This is a genomic window from Pedobacter sp. UYEF25, assembly GCF_054061655.1.
Genome location: NZ_JBSSEL010000005.1, coordinates 139,989 through 155,659, shown reverse-complemented (window position 1 = coordinate 155,659; position 15,671 = coordinate 139,989). Strand labels below are relative to the sequence as shown.

The 15,671-nt window shown below is 37.0% G+C and carries 16 protein-coding genes and 2 pseudogenes; 10 read left to right on the top strand and 8 right to left on the bottom strand.

Going from position 1 to position 15,671, the window contains the following annotated elements:
- Positions 1-12 precede the first annotated feature (12 nt).
- From ACVWYG_RS07135 to ACVWYG_RS07120, 4 genes are all read left to right on the top strand, one after another.
- Positions 13-300, top strand: coding sequence for a hypothetical protein (locus ACVWYG_RS07135; RefSeq protein ID WP_457269483.1), 288 nt, complete (start codon positions 13-15; stop codon positions 298-300).
- A gap of 205 nt (positions 301-505) precedes the next feature.
- Complete coding sequence (locus ACVWYG_RS07130) at positions 506-637, top strand: hypothetical protein (protein WP_457269482.1); 132 nt, start codon at positions 506-508, stop codon at positions 635-637.
- Between the two features lie 34 nt (positions 638-671).
- Entirely contained in the window at positions 672-833 is a 162-nt protein-coding gene (locus ACVWYG_RS07125; protein ID WP_457269480.1) for a hypothetical protein, read from the top strand.
- A 972-nt stretch (positions 834-1,805) separates the two neighbouring features.
- Entirely contained in the window at positions 1,806-2,111 is a 306-nt protein-coding gene (locus tag ACVWYG_RS07120; protein ID WP_457269479.1) for a hypothetical protein, read from the top strand.
- A 40-nt stretch (positions 2,112-2,151) separates the two neighbouring features.
- Here ACVWYG_RS07120 and ACVWYG_RS07115 read toward each other — a convergent pair whose 3' ends face one another.
- The 8 genes from ACVWYG_RS07115 to ACVWYG_RS07080 all read right to left on the bottom strand — a co-directional run bounded on the left by ACVWYG_RS07115 (position 2,152) and on the right by ACVWYG_RS07080 (position 11,888).
- Positions 2,152-3,561: an efflux transporter outer membrane subunit gene (locus ACVWYG_RS07115; RefSeq protein ID WP_457269478.1), complete on the bottom strand. Its 1,410-nt coding sequence runs from the start codon at positions 3,559-3,561 to the stop codon at positions 2,152-2,154.
- Between the two features lie 93 nt (positions 3,562-3,654).
- Positions 3,655-6,837, bottom strand: coding sequence for an efflux RND transporter permease subunit (locus ACVWYG_RS07110; protein WP_457269477.1), 3,183 nt, complete (start codon positions 6,835-6,837; stop codon positions 3,655-3,657).
- A 10-nt stretch (positions 6,838-6,847) separates the two neighbouring features.
- Positions 6,848-8,035, bottom strand: coding sequence for an efflux RND transporter periplasmic adaptor subunit (locus ACVWYG_RS07105; protein ID WP_457269476.1), 1,188 nt, complete (start codon positions 8,033-8,035; stop codon positions 6,848-6,850).
- Between the two features lie 82 nt (positions 8,036-8,117).
- Positions 8,118-8,717: a TetR/AcrR family transcriptional regulator gene (locus tag ACVWYG_RS07100; RefSeq protein WP_457269475.1), complete on the bottom strand. Its 600-nt coding sequence runs from the start codon at positions 8,715-8,717 to the stop codon at positions 8,118-8,120.
- A 314-nt stretch (positions 8,718-9,031) separates the two neighbouring features.
- Positions 9,032-9,475 (bottom strand): DUF417 family protein, encoded by a 444-nt coding sequence (locus tag ACVWYG_RS07095; RefSeq protein ID WP_457269474.1) that lies wholly within the window; start codon positions 9,473-9,475, stop codon positions 9,032-9,034.
- Between the two features lie 50 nt (positions 9,476-9,525).
- Positions 9,526-10,311, bottom strand: a complete 786-nt coding sequence (locus ACVWYG_RS07090; protein WP_457269473.1) for a molybdopterin-dependent oxidoreductase — start codon at positions 10,309-10,311, stop codon at positions 9,526-9,528.
- An 18-nt stretch (positions 10,312-10,329) separates the two neighbouring features.
- On the bottom strand, positions 10,330-11,046 hold the full coding sequence (locus ACVWYG_RS07085) for a cytochrome b/b6 domain-containing protein (RefSeq protein WP_457269472.1): 717 nt from the start codon (positions 11,044-11,046) through the stop codon (positions 10,330-10,332).
- 74 nt (positions 11,047-11,120) lie between these two features.
- Positions 11,121-11,888 (bottom strand): DUF1223 domain-containing protein, encoded by a 768-nt coding sequence (locus tag ACVWYG_RS07080; RefSeq protein WP_457269471.1) that lies wholly within the window; start codon positions 11,886-11,888, stop codon positions 11,121-11,123.
- A 415-nt stretch (positions 11,889-12,303) separates the two neighbouring features.
- Here ACVWYG_RS07080 and ACVWYG_RS07075 point away from each other — a divergent pair.
- The 6 genes and pseudogenes from ACVWYG_RS07075 to ACVWYG_RS07050 all read left to right on the top strand — a co-directional run.
- Positions 12,304-12,369, top strand: a pseudogene (locus ACVWYG_RS07075) (TetR/AcrR family transcriptional regulator); the annotation flags it as partial.
- A gap of 99 nt (positions 12,370-12,468) precedes the next feature.
- Complete coding sequence (locus tag ACVWYG_RS07070) at positions 12,469-12,678, top strand: hypothetical protein (RefSeq protein WP_457269470.1); 210 nt, start codon at positions 12,469-12,471, stop codon at positions 12,676-12,678.
- Between the two features lie 895 nt (positions 12,679-13,573).
- Positions 13,574-13,660 (top strand): annotated as a pseudogene (locus tag ACVWYG_RS07065) (DUF3817 domain-containing protein); the annotation flags it as partial.
- Positions 13,657-14,019 carry a rhodanese-like domain-containing protein gene (locus ACVWYG_RS07060; RefSeq protein WP_457269469.1) on the top strand — a complete coding sequence of 121 codons (363 nt, stop codon included), beginning with the start codon at positions 13,657-13,659 and terminating at the stop codon, positions 14,017-14,019. The pseudogene ACVWYG_RS07065 and the gene ACVWYG_RS07060, both read left to right, overlap by 4 nt.
- Before the next feature lie 312 nt (positions 14,020-14,331).
- Positions 14,332-14,748, top strand: coding sequence for a hypothetical protein (locus ACVWYG_RS07055; protein ID WP_457269468.1), 417 nt, complete (start codon positions 14,332-14,334; stop codon positions 14,746-14,748).
- A 287-nt stretch (positions 14,749-15,035) separates the two neighbouring features.
- Positions 15,036-15,524, top strand: a complete 489-nt coding sequence (locus ACVWYG_RS07050; protein WP_457269543.1) for a hypothetical protein — start codon at positions 15,036-15,038, stop codon at positions 15,522-15,524.
- Positions 15,525-15,671: the final 147 nt, after the last annotated feature.

Below are 15,671 nucleotides of genomic sequence, written 5' to 3'. Positions count from 1 at the left end.
TGATTCGGGAAAATGGGAATCGAAAAAGACGAGTTAAGGAAAATTGCCAACAACTGCAAGAAGGCAACTTTTCTTATAGAAAAAAAACAAACGGGTAAAATTACTATACGGGAGCAACTGGAGTTAAAGATCCACATGATGGGATGTTCTTTATGTAGGATCTATGAAAAACAGAGCCTTTTAATTAATAAGATGGTCAAAGATTTTTTTTCCTCACAGGAGGAAGAAAAATCATCCCTGGATGAAAAATTTAAGAAAAAACTACAGGCAGAAATTGAAAAAAAATTGAAGGATAATTGATTTTTACCAGCAATAAATATAGGCTTTATAACTCTTTAACTGTCAAATGTTTAAAGTTAGTCAATAGTCAAACAAAGTTTGCTCTTTTAGTTAAAAGTCAATCTTTTGCGGTACCTTTAGTCTATTTTACTTTTATATTAAAAATGTTACTTTTTTAGAAGGTGTTTTCTATTCCCGCGACTAGGCAAATAAAAATATAATCAAAATGAGAAAAACTGCCAAATTTAACAACTGGGGAGCCAAAAGCATCCTTGTATTTTTAACGCTGGATATCTTGGCAATTAATGCATCTTCGGACGCTTCAGCACCTGAAAACTCTAACGAATTTAAGATCTAACAGTCTAGGGAAGAATATTTCGGATACGACGAAGATGATGTCTGGCGTTCCGCTTCATCCACAGGATGTGAGCCAGTTACTAATCGGGGAGAAAATTTTAATGCTTAGGTTACCAAATGCGGGCGGCATGCCTTTTGACCTGAGAGAGGCCGTTGCAGCTAAGCCAACGATCCTAATTTTTTATCGTGGTGGATGATGTGCATCTTGTTCGAAACAGCTTGCAGGTTTGCGAGACATTCAAAACGACCTGACTGCTATGGGATATTAGGTTGTCGCTGTAAGTGCCGATAGTCCAGAAAATGTAAGTAAAACTATTACGAAGGAAAAAATTGTCTTATACCCTAACAGCAACCTAATAAATAAAAACAAAGAAAAGAATTTTAATTTACGGAGCAACAAGACGAACAGGAGAATTGGAATTGAAATATGCATAGCACAAGGTTATGAAGTAACGGCACTCGATGGTAATCCTGATAAAATAAGTTTACAATCAGAAAAGCTAACTGTAATAAAAGGATTACCCACCATTATTGAAGATGTAAAGAATGCAATGAAAAATTGCTATTATGTCATGAGTCTTTAAGTGCCCTTCCGGAAAAAGAAAGTATGTCATGCAGGAAGATAGAACCGCCACATACGATCGAGAAGAGTATTTACAACAGTATTGAATGTATGCGGGAATATGGTATAGAACGTATAATCTCACTTTCGTCTATTGGTGTTGGTAAATCATTTGTTTATGAGCCTTGGTTTATGAGATTATTTATTAAAATTTCAAAATTGTATTTGCAGACCACGATAAGCAGGAACAATTGCTAATGAACTTAAATCTTGATTGGACTATTGCAAGGCCTGTTGCCTTCAATAATAATGAAACATTAGGGTAACTGGTTATCGGTTTCGATAAAACGCCTTCGCCATTTAAGATGAGCCGAAAACAGTTAGCAAAATTTTTGATTGACAATTTAGAGAAAAAGGATTTCATTCATAAATGCCAATATTATCTGAAAAATAATCAAGGAGAGCTTTTGTTGAAAACAGCTAGGAAACTTGAAAATAGATATTGCAAAATAAAATAGCTAATCTGAATTTAGGAGGACAAAAGAAAAAAGATTATGGTAAGATAGTATTGAAGTAGTTAAACCTTCAAGCGATTGATAGATACCTAGTGGTACTAAATGCCCATCTTGGTTGTGTGAATGTAGAAAATAATTATTGTGAAAGCAATAAGAATCCATTAGTTCGGCGGAGCCGAAGTTTTAAAATAGAGGTCATAGAACGTCTCTTTGCTGCTGCAGATGAAATTTTAGTAAAATTAAATGTAAGTGGGGTAAATCCTGTCGATCGGGTAATTCGAAGTGGCGCAAATGAGTCTTTGCGACAATACTTCATCTTGCCGGTAACTTTAGGCTGGGATGCAGCTGTCCATCTCGTGTCAGATCATATTATAAAAACCGACTTCTTTAAATCCTAGTCTCCACGCATCTTTTTTAAAAATTTATTTGCCTACTAATCTATCGCCAACCGCCACCTAAAGCCCTATATAATGAAACTCCTGCATTTAGCCGCTCGGTTTTAAGACTTGTTAATTCTAGTTCGCCCTGCAACAAATTCTGTTGCGAAGTAATTACTTCTAAATAGTTCGCCAGCCCGCTTCTGAACAATAAATCTGAATTCTTTACAGCCAATTGCAAGGTTTTTACCCGCTCTAGAGCGATTAAATATTCTGATTTTAAATTTAATATTTTCACCTGCTCATTTGACACTTCAGCTACCGCACCTACAACAATTTGTCTGAATTGTAAAACAGACTGTTCTCTCTCAATTTTCGCCAATTCAAATTGCATTTTTAATTCTTTTCTATTAAAAATTGGCTGTGTAAGGCCACCGCCAAAAACGCCAAATAGCGATGCCGGAATATTAAACCAATTACTTGCCTTAAACGAATTTAAGCCACCCGATGCAGAAATAATCAACGATGGATATAATTGAGCATTTGCTATACCAACTTTTGCATTGGCAATCCTTAAGCCTAGTTCAGAATTCCTCACATCGGGCCGAATGCGCAACATGCCTGCGGGTATTCCAACTGAAAGTTGCTCTGGAACGATAATTTGATCCAGAGTGCTTGCCCGTTCTAAAGCAGATGGAAATTTTCCTGTTAGGGCGGCCAATGCGTTTTCTTGGATGTCAATTTCTGATGTAAGTTGTGGTATTAGTTGTTGAGCTTTCAACTGCTGGGCTTCTGCTTGCTGAATGGCAAGTGATGTAACCTGTCCTGCATTGAATAACTTTTTAATCATTGTTAGCGTGTTGATATTTAAGACTATGTTACTTTTAGCAACATTCAACTGAGCATCTAACATTAAAAGCCGATAAAACCCTGTAGCCACCTCAGAAACTACGCGCGTTTGCACCGCTTTTTTTACTTCCGCAGATTGCAAATATCCTGAATAGGCTACATCTCTTTGCTTGGCAATCTTACCCCAGATGTCTGCTTCCCAGGTTAATGCTAAGTTAGCATTGTAATCTTCTAAATGGTTAGTGTTTAAAAACTGAGAAAGACTTATGCCGTTTAGACTGTTATTTGATGGACTGTTTGAATTGGCCAGAATTTGCAAGTTTAACGTGGGGATATTCCCCAACTTGGCTTTTCTTAGAATAAGGTCTGCTGCCTCTATATTTTTTGTGGCAATTTGTAGGGTAAAGTTTCTTAATAAGGCGCTATCAATTAAGCTCAGCATGGCTGGGTTATCGAAAAATTCTTTAATCGGTAAGGAACCTATACTTAAATTCTCGTTAATTTCTGCACCTCTGTAATTAATGGGAACATCATTTACTGGTGTGACGATGTCTTTTTTAAGACCACAACTGCTTAACACCAAAATCAACAATACGCTAAAATTCTTTAATATTTTTTTCATTCTTTTTAAAATTTATTTGGATCCTCCCTGGGGTAGTTTACACGAAGGACAACGATTTCTCTACCTCAACTTTTTATGTCGGCGTTTTTTTTATCAATCGGCATCAATGGCTGAGTCTTTATTTAAACCAGTCAAGGCTGCTGGAGCTTTGGTTATTTTTTCTTGCAAATATTGGAATGTGATGAATAACACGGGAATAATAAACAGGCCTAGAACAACGCCCGAAAGCATACCTCCGGCGGCTCCAATACTTATTGAATGGTTGCCTTGAGCAGAAGGTCCTGAAGCAAACATCATTGGAATTAACCCAACTAAAAATGCTAGAGAAGTCATTATAATAGGCCTTAACCTTAGTTTAGCAGCCTCTAATGCAGATTCTGTGAGTGACTTTCCAGCTTTTCTCTTTTGCGCGGCAAATTCCACAATTAAAATTGCATTTTTTGCAAGTAATCCAATCAGCATAATCAGTGCAACTTGAACATAAATATTATTTTCTATGCCTGTTAATCCAATAGCGACAAAAACTCCAAATATTCCGGCGGGTATAGATAAGATAACCGAGAGTGGAAGTAAATAACTCTCGTATTGTGCGGAGAGCAAGAAATATATGAACACCAAACACAATAAAAAGATAACTGTTGACTGACCTCCCGAAGAAATTTCTTCTCTAGTCTGTCCGGAGAATTCGTAGTTGTAACCTGCCGGCAATTGTTTGGCCGCCACCTCTTCAATCGCTTTTATTGCATCCCCAGAACTGAACCCAGTTTTGGGAATTGCATTGATTGAGATTGAATTAAACAGATTATATCTAGATGCCGTTTCTGAACCATAAATTCGAGTCAATTTTACCAACGTATTTATAGGAACCATCTGTCCTTTATTATTCTTAACGAAAACTCTATCTATCGACGATGGATCTGCTCTATCGGCGATGTCTGCCTGAACAACCACCCTGTAGTATTTACCAAAACGGTTAAAATCTGAAGCTTGCGCACTACCAAAATAAATTTGCATCGTTTGTAGAATATCTTTTACGCTCACGCCCAATTGATCCGCTTTTTCGTCATTAATGTCCAGTTGAACTTGAGGATAATCTGCTTTAAAACTCGTAAAAGCTGCGCCAATTTCGGGACGTTTCATCAGCTCGGCGATAAAATTTTGAGATACGCCACTAAATTTATCAAGTTTACCTCCTGTCTTATCCTGTAAAACTACATCTAATGCTTCTACGTTGCTAAAACCCGGAACGGTTGGAAAACTGAACACGAAAAACTTTCCACCGGAAATGGCAGCTAGTTTTCCATTTACCTCATTCATTATCTCATTAATGTCTTTTATTTTACCTCTGTCCTCATTAGGCTTTAGTAAAACAAAGACCACTGCAGAGGATGGGCTGGTTGAATTTGTTAATAAGTTAAACCCAGAAATTGCCGTGACAAATCTCGATGCATCTAATTTGCTCAGAATATTTTCAGCTTCGGTCATCACTTTTTGTGTTCCATCCAATGAAGTTCCTGATGGAGTAGATACAGAAATCGCAATAAAGCCCTGATCCTCTGTCGGAATAAATCCTGCTGGAGTAACTTTAACCATCCAAATAGTTAGTAAGGTAATTAATGCCAAGCCGCCTAAACTCACCCATCTATTGCGAATTAAAAACTTTAATCCACCAACATAACGATTTGTCATCGAGTTGAAACTCCTGTTAAATCCGCTAAAGAATTTTTCTTTAAATGTTTTTTTAACATGAACTTGATCTTGCTGTTGCCCGGCATGATTATCCTTTAGAAATAATGCAGCAAGTGCAGGGCTTAAGGTTAGGGCGTTGACAGCGGAAATTACAATCGCTATTGCCATGGTAAAGGCAAATTGGCGATAAAAAACTCCTGTTGAACCATCCATAAATCCAACCGGTAAAAACACTGCCGCCATTACCAAAGTAATCGAAATAATAGCGCCTGTAATTTCGTTCATAGCCTCCATGGTGGCTACTCTCGGAGACAAGTGCTTATTTTCCATTTTCGAATGCACAGCTTCCACCACCACAATTGCATCATCTACAACAATACCTATTGCTAAAATCAGAGCGAACAGCGTTAGCAAGTTAATTGAAAAGCCAAATAGATTCATAAAGAAAAAAGTACCGAGAATGGCAACCGGTACCGCAATAGCTGGAATGAGGGTCGATCTAAAATCTTGAAGAAAAATAAAAACTACAATAAAAACGAGTATAAAAGCTTCAATTAACGTATGTATGACTTGTTCTATGGACTGGTCTAGTGCGACTTTGGTGCTGTAAAAAATATTGTACTTTACACCTTTAGGAAAGTTTTTTGATGCTTTTACCATCAGCTTGTTGATGGCAACCTGAATATCGTTAGAATTTGAACCCGCCAATTGAATAATCCCAATAACCACACCTTTTTTCCCATTCAAGCGGGTTAGACTATTGTAAGAATACGAGCCAAGCTCTACACGGGCAACATCTTTTAGATGTAAAATCGAACCATCTGCGTTTGACCTGATAGAGATATTTTCATATTCCGCAGGCTTCGTTAGTTTCCCCTTATATTTAATCACATATTCGAAAACTTCCTTACTTCTTTCGCCAAATTTACCCGGAGCTGCCTCTAAACTTTTGTCCTGAATGGCTTTCATTACTTCGTTTGGTGTAACTTTATAAGTAGCCATTTGTGTTGGATTTAACCAAACACGCATTGAATAATCCTTGACTCCACCAAAAATACTTGCAGAACCAACTCCTGGAATTCTTTTAATCTCTGGAATAATATTGATTTGAGCGTAATTTGCAATAAAAGTCTGATCATACTCTGCTTCATCTTCTGTAAACATACCGATGCCCATGATGAAACTACTTTGCTGTTTTGTAGTGGTAACACCCTGCTGCACAACCTCTGCAGGCAATTGACTTGTGGCTTGCGCTACCCTATTCTGAACATTGACCGCCGCTCGATCTGCGTCTGTTCCAAGTTTAAAGAAAATCGTAATTGCGAGCGATCCATCATTACTCGCTGTCGAACTCATGTAAGTCATGTTCTCGACACCGTTTATCGATTCTTCCAAAGATGGAGCCACCGAACGTAAAACTGTTTCGGCGTTTGCACCGGGATACACTGCGGTTACCAGAACTGAAGGTGGTGCAATATCTGGAAATTGTTGTAACGGTAGTCTTGTTAGACCAAGCACGCCAAGAATAACCAACAAAATGGAAATTACGGTCGCGAGTACCGGTCGTTGTATAAATATTTTAAACATAATCTTGTTCTTATTTTTGAGAAATTAACAGGGCTGTCTTTGTAGACTCTTGTTCTGGCTGGATAAGTTGGCCGTCTTGAAGTTTGTCCAAACCACTCAAAACGATAAGGTCTCCCGACTTTAAACCATCTTTAATGAGGTAATTAGTTCCCGATTTCCCGTCTGTGGAAATAGACGTTTTGGTTACTTTGTTGTCTTTTCCAACTGAGAACACAAAAATTTTATCTTGCATTTCTACCGTAGCAGATTGAGGAACCAATATAGCGTGATCATGAGCTAAGCCTAGTCTTATTCTTCCCGTATTACCTGCTCTTAATAATCCTTTTGAGTTTAAAAAGGTTGCTCTCAGCGTTATTGCTCCTGTTGTTTTGTCAAATTGACCGTCAATCATGTCTATTTTGCCCTTTGTCGGATATATACTGTCATCTGCTAGAACTAACGAAACAGCTGGGAGTTGCATAATTCTATCTGCTACAGAACTCCCTTTGTATTTCTTATTAAAATTGATAAAGTCTGTTTCTGCCAGAGAAAAATAGACGCGTACTTGGTGAACATCAGAAAGTTGTGTCAAGGGGTCTATATCTACTGGACTGACCAAACTTCCGCGCTTTTTGTTCAATCTGCTTATAAAACCGCTAATTGGAGCCTTAATTTGGGTATAATTCAAATTAATTTGAGCGCTGTTTACCGCAGCTTTTGCTTGTTCAACATTGGCTAATGCAATTTGAAATGTAGTTTTGGCAGTTTGCAATTGAAACACTGCAATAACTTTAGCCTGAACCAATGGCGTTAATCTTTCCACTTCTAATTGCGCATTTAACACTGCAGCTTTCGTTGCCGCCAAAGCAGCATTTGCGCTATTCAATTGGGCTTTAAAAGGTAGGTTAGAAATTTGAAATAAAATTTGGCCTTTTTTAACCAATTGACCCTCGTTAACTAACACATCATCAATTATTCCGGCGACTTGTGGGCGAATTTCTAAATCTGCTACTCCCTGTATGGCCGCAGGATAATCTACATAAGTCTGCTGAGGTCTTTCAATTAATTTAGCTACAGGTAGAGAAATAGCTGGCTTGGTTTCAGTTTGTGCTGGGGTAGAACTGCAACTTGTTATAAATATTAAAAGGACGAGTGCTAGCGCAACAATAATGGTGTTAAATAATTTAACATTGTTAAATTTTAGAACGAATTCTGGCATGTAATTCATGAATTTAATTGTTTTGTAGATTTACTTTACGTGTATAATTAATTTAACGGCGTTAGATTTAAAAGAAAATTTTTTAATCGTTTATGGTTTTAATGATCGCCTTGATCGCACTTCTCAAGATTTCTTGATTAATCACATCATTTGCACCTTTTTGAACTAGATTTAAAGAGATTAAGCCATGTATCAAAGACCAAAAAGTATAGTATTTTAAACAAGAAGTATCTTCGGAAACAGGGAGTTTCGTAATTAATTTTTCAATAGCATCGTAAAACAGGTCGGTTGTATATTCTGCTTCAGGCATTTTTTTATACAGTTCACAACAGTTTACCTGAACCCCGTACATCAACTGGTAAAATTCCTTTTCTTCGAAAGCAAAATCCCAATACGCAAGCCACATAGCCTCCAGCTGTTCTTCAGCTTTCACTTTGCCATCTCTCGCCACTCTAACCTTTATCCCTAAATGATTGTACCCTTGTCTAGTTAGTTCAAGTAAAATCCCTTCCTTATTTGAGAAATACTCATAAATTATTGGTGCTGTGTATTCTATCAGGTCTGCGATTTTGCGCATACTTAATGCTGCCCATCCATCCTGTTTTACAATCTGTAAAGCAGCATCCAAAATATTCTTACGAGTATCATCTTTCTGACGCTGAATTCTTTCTTTACTTCCCATGGTTAAGTGCTGTACAATAATCTAACACCGTTAGGCAAATGTATAACCAATTTTTATTTTCCTAATCATCTATTTGTAAGATAATGAAGCTTAATCTCATTAAAAGATAAGTTGCGACATTATTTGAGAAATGCTTTCGAGAAATTTGAAGTAGCACATTCATTTTGATATCGTATTTCCGGACTCATTTTAGGAGTCGATTTGACGATTTTGTAGTTGCTTCGATAAGAACATCCTTTATAAATTGGTTAAAAATTATCGTAAACATGCTTAAAGATCAGTCATTTAACCAAATATAATTAGTGAACCATCGATTAATAGGCATTTGTATTAATATGTACGCTCTTGCTTTTAGCTATCACCAAAATTGAAATTGCCAAAAAAGCTAAATCTTTCACTATAAAAAAGTCTGTAACGGGAACGCCTTCGCTAATTTTCCAGATTCCTGGCGTAGTGATCAGGAAACTTAATGTAGTAGCGAATATAACCAAGGTCATGATACCTGCGATTAGGCCTATTTTTTGGTTCCAAAAAGAAATTATGAGGAGTATTCCTGCTATTATCTCGTAAACACCTATTAAGTTGGAAACTCCTTGTACCGAAAATATGCCATACATCCAATTCATGAGAAAGCTATGTGAAACATAGTTTTTAATGGCATCTGCCTCTCCAGGGGTAAATTTTAATGCCCCGATCCAAAGTAACACGGTTATGATCGCGATCACCCCAATTCTGTAACCCAATTTTTCTAAATTCATCTTATTTCTGTTATTAACAATTTATATTTAAACATCTGAAAGCTTTTGGGCTAAAGACCCGAATAATAGTCATAGCCCTGCTCTGCCCAGTAATCCTTTGGTCGGAAATCGCTGAAGGTAATTGTCCCAATACGTTTTAGATTTTTTATGCCATATTTTACAGGTATAATGAGTCTTAAGGGTGCTCCGTGTTCTACCGTGATAGGTTGACCATTCATTTCGTAGGCCAATATAGTCTGGGGGTGCAGCGCACTTTCTATATCCAGTCCAATGTAATATTTCTTGTTCGGGGTTTCCATGCCAACGTATGGCATTTTTACGTGGTCAGATAGCGCAAAATGTTCGACAAAGTCGCTAAACAGAACCCCGCCCCAATACTGTATCTGATCCCATCCTTCAACACACTTAAAGTCATAAATGATTTCTGTTTTTGGAAGGGCTTTGATCTCTTCAATTCCAATTTTAGTTTCAACCCCGTTTTTCATCTGGACCGTCAATTTCCATTTTTCAGGGTCAAAGTTTTTGTCATCAATTCCGATGTGACTGTTTACTCTTACCTTTTTTGCGGCCATCTCCTTCGGATAGGTTTTTGCCCGATGATTATTATCGAAAAAGTTCCTGAAGAACAGTTCAGTCTTATTTAAAGCCCTTCTAAGTGGTTTTCTTGCACCCGAAGTAACCCCAGCTTTTTCTGCCGGGGAATTATACAACCATTTCCAGCCTCCGTAAGCTGCGCTGCTGGCAGCCAAAAATGTAGTAAAGGATAAAAAATTGCGCCGGTTAAGTTTTTGATCTATGGTCAGCTCTTTTTTGATTTTTTTTATTCTGTTTTCCATAATTCGTTCGGTTTCCTATTACTGTATTTCAGGATTTTTTACATCGTGAATAGGCATGCTGATATTTTCGACACACTCGTCAGATTTTTCTACCACTTCAAATCCCGAGATTGATGATGTAAAATTATTCCAGCCCGCCATTGCAACCTGAAATACGTGAATAAAAAAAAACAGCACGTAGCCTAAAGTTAAGGCAAAATGTAAGATGCGCGCAAAATGGTAACCTCCACAAAGCCAGGTAAGCCAAAAAAACTGGACTGGTTTATAGATGGCAAGCCCTGTAGCAACCGAACCGATACCCATCGCAATGATCGCAGTATAAGCGATGCGTTGTGCAGCATTATATTTATCTTTGGTAGGTAAACCTTTTCTTATGTGCAGATCATGAAGCAATACTGACCATGCGTCCCTAAAAGAGTTTCTTTGGGGCAGAAGAACTCGCCACTCCCCAGATATAATAGTGTAGAGTACGTATGAAATTCCGTTCAACATAAAAAACCACATAAATAAAAAATGAAAAGCCATACCCTCAGCCAGACGGCTGGGGATATGCAAAAAAGTATAAAACCACCGGGGGAAAAAATGGATATAGGTATGGTCGAGTAAGGTTACGCTGTACGCATCATTCGCCCAGTAGATCAACATCCCGCTCCATACCATTAAAGTAAGAATCGGAAAGTTTATCCAATGCGTCCAGCGCATTACTAGTGGATGTTTTTCTTTAATTATTTTCATTAACATTAAACTTTAGAGAGTAATTTAAATATTTTCCTTCCATGTTAAAACTAAGCAGTGCTGCAGTTGCCAATTTAGAATCCTGCTGAATATTTAGTTGCGCCAATGATCTCACCCGAGCTGTTCTTTTGCAACAACGCGATAATTTCCATTTCGCCTTTCGTGCCTGACGGAATGGAAAAGGATGTCTCTCCGTTTTGTTGACCGGTTAAAGCTATTGTTTTGATATCTCTGACAATTTGAACATGTGACAATTCTCTTCCTTGGTTTTCTCCCCGTAATATTTTATCGGTCGCATTTTTTTGGATCAGGGCCACTAGAATGGAAGTATTTTCTGAGTCACCATTAATTTGATAATGAAGGTGAATTTTGTCATTCTGATTTTTTACTTCGGATAGCACTATTTGGGCAGTCGAAGGTGCAATTAACGACTTTGCGATCGCAGTGCGAAGTGCATGCTCGTCAGATCCTACCAGCTCTTTTTTGCCGTTTATTACCACTTGTGGTGTATAAACAGAAGAGGATCCTAACCATGTGCTATATTTACTCTGACGTTTGGAAAATTCTAATTTACTGAACTGATCTTTCCATCCGAGCCTATCCCAATAATCTACATGAAAGGCCAGGATATAGATATTTTCGTTGTCAGTTTCTTTTGCAATCTTAGCGATTAACTCATCTGCTGGGGGACAGCTAGAGCAACCTTCAGAAGTGAAAAGCTCAATAACGGCGAAGCCCATAATTGGTTTGCTATCTTTTGTAGATCTATTGATAAACGCAAGCGAGCCGAATAAAATGATGAACATGAAAGTGGTAATCCAGAATCTTTTTGATGGTGCCATGAAAATGTGTTTGTATACTTCGTCGTCACTAAATGAAAATCCTTACAAAAGATCTCAAATTTCTTTGAGGAATTGTAGGAAAAGAAAACCAACTTACCGTTAAAAGACACTTGATAACTCACGAATGAGGATTATTTACATTTCAAGCGTAGATGGAAGCTCGGAATGTGGCTGTAAGGAACTTAGCTCCTTATCATAGCTAATTTGTATTCTAGCGACTTTAAAATAAATGGCGATTTAACTTACATTAAAGTTTTTGAAATGCAGATGTGAGGCCAACAGTTATCAAAATAAGTTTTTGCATAAAAAGCCGGTTTAGAAAATGAATCTCTAAAGCACAAAAAATTAAGGTTTCTTTGTAAATTATACCAATTAGTACCTTTTTATGAATAAAGCAGCTGCTACGTGACACACCATTTTAGAGAAAGCGTTTGAGATTATCTATAATAATGGGTATCAGACCACAAGCGTAGATGAGATCATCGCAACAACAGATGTTACTAAAGGTGGCTTCTATTACTATTTCAAAACGAAAGATGAAGTGGGATTGGTAATCATAGACAAAATTTCAAGACCTACAATGCGAACTGCCTTTGTAGAAACCTTTCAAAACAGTACGGATCCGGTAAAAGAAATTTATGAATTGATAAAGTCCTTGCTTTTGGATAACTCCTTTTTAACTGTGGGCCGTGGCTGTCCGGTGGACAATCTCGCACAGGAAATGACACCTTGGAATCCAATTTTTGGCAAACCAATTGCTGACATAATTCTGAATGGCAACTTACAATAGAAAAAATCCTCCGAAAAGACGGAAATCCTCAGCAAGTTGCTTATTTCGTACTATCTGGATTTTGGGGAATTAGAAGTTTTGCGAAAATAAATAACAATGGGGATTGTTATCCTTCCTATTTAAAAGAACTTAAAGCCTATTTAAGCAACCTAAAATAAAATATGATATTTAAAAAATACTATATGGTATGTTTCAAGTATCTTTGCATCGTTAGTTTAATCGATGTATCAAACAATTATATTTTACCATTCCATAATTTGAAGGCTTGTTCTTGCAAGTTTACTATACTCCATTCTCAGGGCGGCAAAAGTCTACGGTCCAAACGCACCTTTTTCTAAAACCGATAATACAGATAGGCATTAGACAGCAACCATTGCGCACGTTCAACTTGTTATCGGCATTATTCTTAATACGCAAAGCCAGATAATAAAATATTTTTGGAACGACTTTCATCAGGCAGTTAGAAATTTTGACAGCTTATTTTTCGGACTGGTCCATATCAATTTAATGCTCATTTCGATTTTTTTAATAACCATCGGGTCGGCCTTTGGAATAAGGAGAGTAACAGATAAATCAAAATTTCGAACTTTATTGATCTGGTATTCTACTGCACTTTTGATAATTTTTATTGCCATTCCCTGGCCTTTTTCACCCTTGGCACACGGACCTTTTAACAATAGTTATGATAAATTTATTTAAGACAAAAGTTGGCAGACTTAGGATTGTCGGATTTTTAGAGGGCATGTCCTTATTAGTACTTATTTTTACTACGGTACGATGAAGCACTATTACAAAGAACTGAGTTGAACGAAATCTATAGGCTGGGTACACGGAGCTATATTCTTGCTTTTTATTTAATGTATTAAGTGCTGGTAATGAATACGGTTGGAAATTTAAAGACACCACTTGGAAAGTTTTTTTGGCCTGCTTTATTCCTTTCGGAACCTTTTTAATTGATCATAAAATATTAAGCAGGCTATGAAGTGGGTTTTAATATTGTTTTTTATCTATATTTCTTACCGCACTTACAGAATTGCTACGATAGACAACGGCCTGGGAAAGAAAGTAGAAAACGATGCGGTAATTCTGGACGTAAGAACGGCGACAGAATACAACATGGGCCATATTGATGGATCAATAAATATCTCATTGGCAGCAATAAGAAAACGGTATGTGGAGGTAGATCCAAATAAAGTTTACATCACGTGCTACTCGCATAGCTTACGAAGCGTGAAAGTTAAGAGCATATTAAACGAAAATGGATTTAAACACATAAACAACGGCGGGGCTTGGTCTGATTTAGAACAATTGGTAAATAAATTTCGACATATGGGTCTCTGATTGCATCATAACTTAAGCTAAAAATAAAATTTCTCTTTTTTTTTGGCACTTTATTGTTTATCGTCAGATCCCGGTTTTCCAAGAGAATTTATTTTTTTCTTGGCGCAAAATTTCACTTGCGGCATAAAGATAAGTAACGGGATTATCTCGTTATTTTACCGTTTTGTAAGAATTCACGTAATCTTCGGTTCGGCTTTAAAAATAAATAGTTTTTTTTGTAAAGTAATTTGTCTAAAGTTAATTATCATACGCCTTAAAAGTTAGATCAGGGAACTACATATTTTATACAGATTCTTAATTTATATTTGATGTATGACGAATAAATTATTGATGTTGATCGCTTTTCTAGGAATTTCGGTCAGCGCTTGTGCTCAAAAAAATATTCCAACCGTTGTGAAAAATTCTTTTGCCAAAGCTTACCCAGGTGTTCAGGCCAAATGGGATAAAGAAGGCAGCAAGTATGAAGCTAGCTTTAAAAAGGATAAAATGGATATGAGTGTGCTTTATAATGCAACTGGAATGGCAGAAGAAACGGAAATGGATATGAAGGCACAGATGTTGCCTGCTGCAGTTAAAGCCACTTTAGCTAAAGACTACAAAAACGAGAAAATTGCAGAAGCAGCCAAACTTACCAAAGCGGACGGAACCGTGATGTACGAGGCAGAAATGAAAGGTAAAGATTACTTATTTACACCCGAAGGTAAGTTTATCAAAGCTGTAAAAGATTAAACATTTCGGCATTAAGACCTTTAATTTGGCGGGGGACGTAAAATCATCCGCCAATTTTTTTCAAATCAATGTATACTTTAAATTCTGGTCTAAGTTTTAAAAAAGGCCTGATTACCTAAAGTCTTTTAGGAAAGGAACTTCGTTGTGCGAAAATAATATTCAGGCTAAGCTTCCTCTAGTTAACAAAACAAAATTTATACTTAATTATAGACTAATTTAGAAGAATGATATACTGAAAAGATAGCTTTAATAAAGTGGTCCAAATAACTTTTTTGTTTAGGTAATAAATACTAGCGACAACCTTGGGCGGAACGCTTGGCGATTTTTTATCTATGACGCTAAATTTTGGTTATTTGGCAAGTGTCGTTGTTTCGTTTATAATATTTACCATTGCACTAAGCTTTCAGCTGAAGACAAAAATACTAAACCTTGGATTTTATTGGTTTGTAATTATACGGACTACTACAGTTGGTACGGAAATCGCCGACTTTATGGATAGCTCTCTGGGACTTGGGTATATGCTCGGATCCTTAATTTTATTTGCAGCTTTAATTAGCACCCGGGCAATTTGGTATAAGCCAAAAGGAAACTTGACTATTTATCAAATAACTGCCTTTCGTGTAGAAATATTTTACTGGATTGCCATTCTATTCTTTAATGGTTTGGGCACTACTTTTGGAGATTTTTTAAGCGACAATGTTGGCTTAGGTTATGGTGGTTATGGTGGATTGGTAACGGCGGCTGCTAGAGCATTAGTAACTGCAGTACATCATTAAACAAAGGTTATCCAGATACTATTATTTTGGATTGCATTTATCTTTACCAGGCCATTTGGCGATTTATTAACCAAACCAGCTGCAAAAGGTGGGCTAGCACCGGGCACCATTCCGGCAAACAAAACTCTAGTATACTATTGCAATTCC

Coding starts and splice junctions, on each gene's coding strand:
- ACVWYG_RS07130 (WP_457269482.1), top strand. CDS start 506: ATGAGAAAAACTGCCAAATTTAACAACTGGGGAGCCAAAAGCATCCTT.
- ACVWYG_RS07110 (WP_457269477.1), bottom strand. CDS start 6,837: ATGTTTAAAATATTTATACAACGACCGGTACTCGCGACCGTAATTTCC.
- ACVWYG_RS07095 (WP_457269474.1), bottom strand. CDS start 9,475: ATGAATTTAGAAAAATTGGGTTACAGAATTGGGGTGATCGCGATCATA.
- ACVWYG_RS07105 (WP_457269476.1), bottom strand. CDS start 8,035: ATGCCAGAATTCGTTCTAAAATTTAACAATGTTAAATTATTTAACACC.
- ACVWYG_RS07115 (WP_457269478.1), bottom strand. CDS start 3,561: ATGAAAAAAATATTAAAGAATTTTAGCGTATTGTTGATTTTGGTGTTA.
- ACVWYG_RS07125 (WP_457269480.1), top strand. CDS start 672: ATGATGTCTGGCGTTCCGCTTCATCCACAGGATGTGAGCCAGTTACTA.
- ACVWYG_RS07085 (WP_457269472.1), bottom strand. CDS start 11,046: ATGAAAATAATTAAAGAAAAACATCCACTAGTAATGCGCTGGACGCAT.
- ACVWYG_RS07135 (WP_457269483.1), top strand. CDS start 13: ATGGGAATCGAAAAAGACGAGTTAAGGAAAATTGCCAACAACTGCAAG.
- ACVWYG_RS07090 (WP_457269473.1), bottom strand. CDS start 10,311: ATGGAAAACAGAATAAAAAAAATCAAAAAAGAGCTGACCATAGATCAA.
- ACVWYG_RS07060 (WP_457269469.1), top strand. CDS start 13,657: ATGAAGTGGGTTTTAATATTGTTTTTTATCTATATTTCTTACCGCACT.
- ACVWYG_RS07080 (WP_457269471.1), bottom strand. CDS start 11,888: ATGGCACCATCAAAAAGATTCTGGATTACCACTTTCATGTTCATCATT.
- ACVWYG_RS07070 (WP_457269470.1), top strand. CDS start 12,469: ATGCGAACTGCCTTTGTAGAAACCTTTCAAAACAGTACGGATCCGGTA.
- ACVWYG_RS07100 (WP_457269475.1), bottom strand. CDS start 8,717: ATGGGAAGTAAAGAAAGAATTCAGCGTCAGAAAGATGATACTCGTAAG.
- ACVWYG_RS07055 (WP_457269468.1), top strand. CDS start 14,332: ATGACGAATAAATTATTGATGTTGATCGCTTTTCTAGGAATTTCGGTC.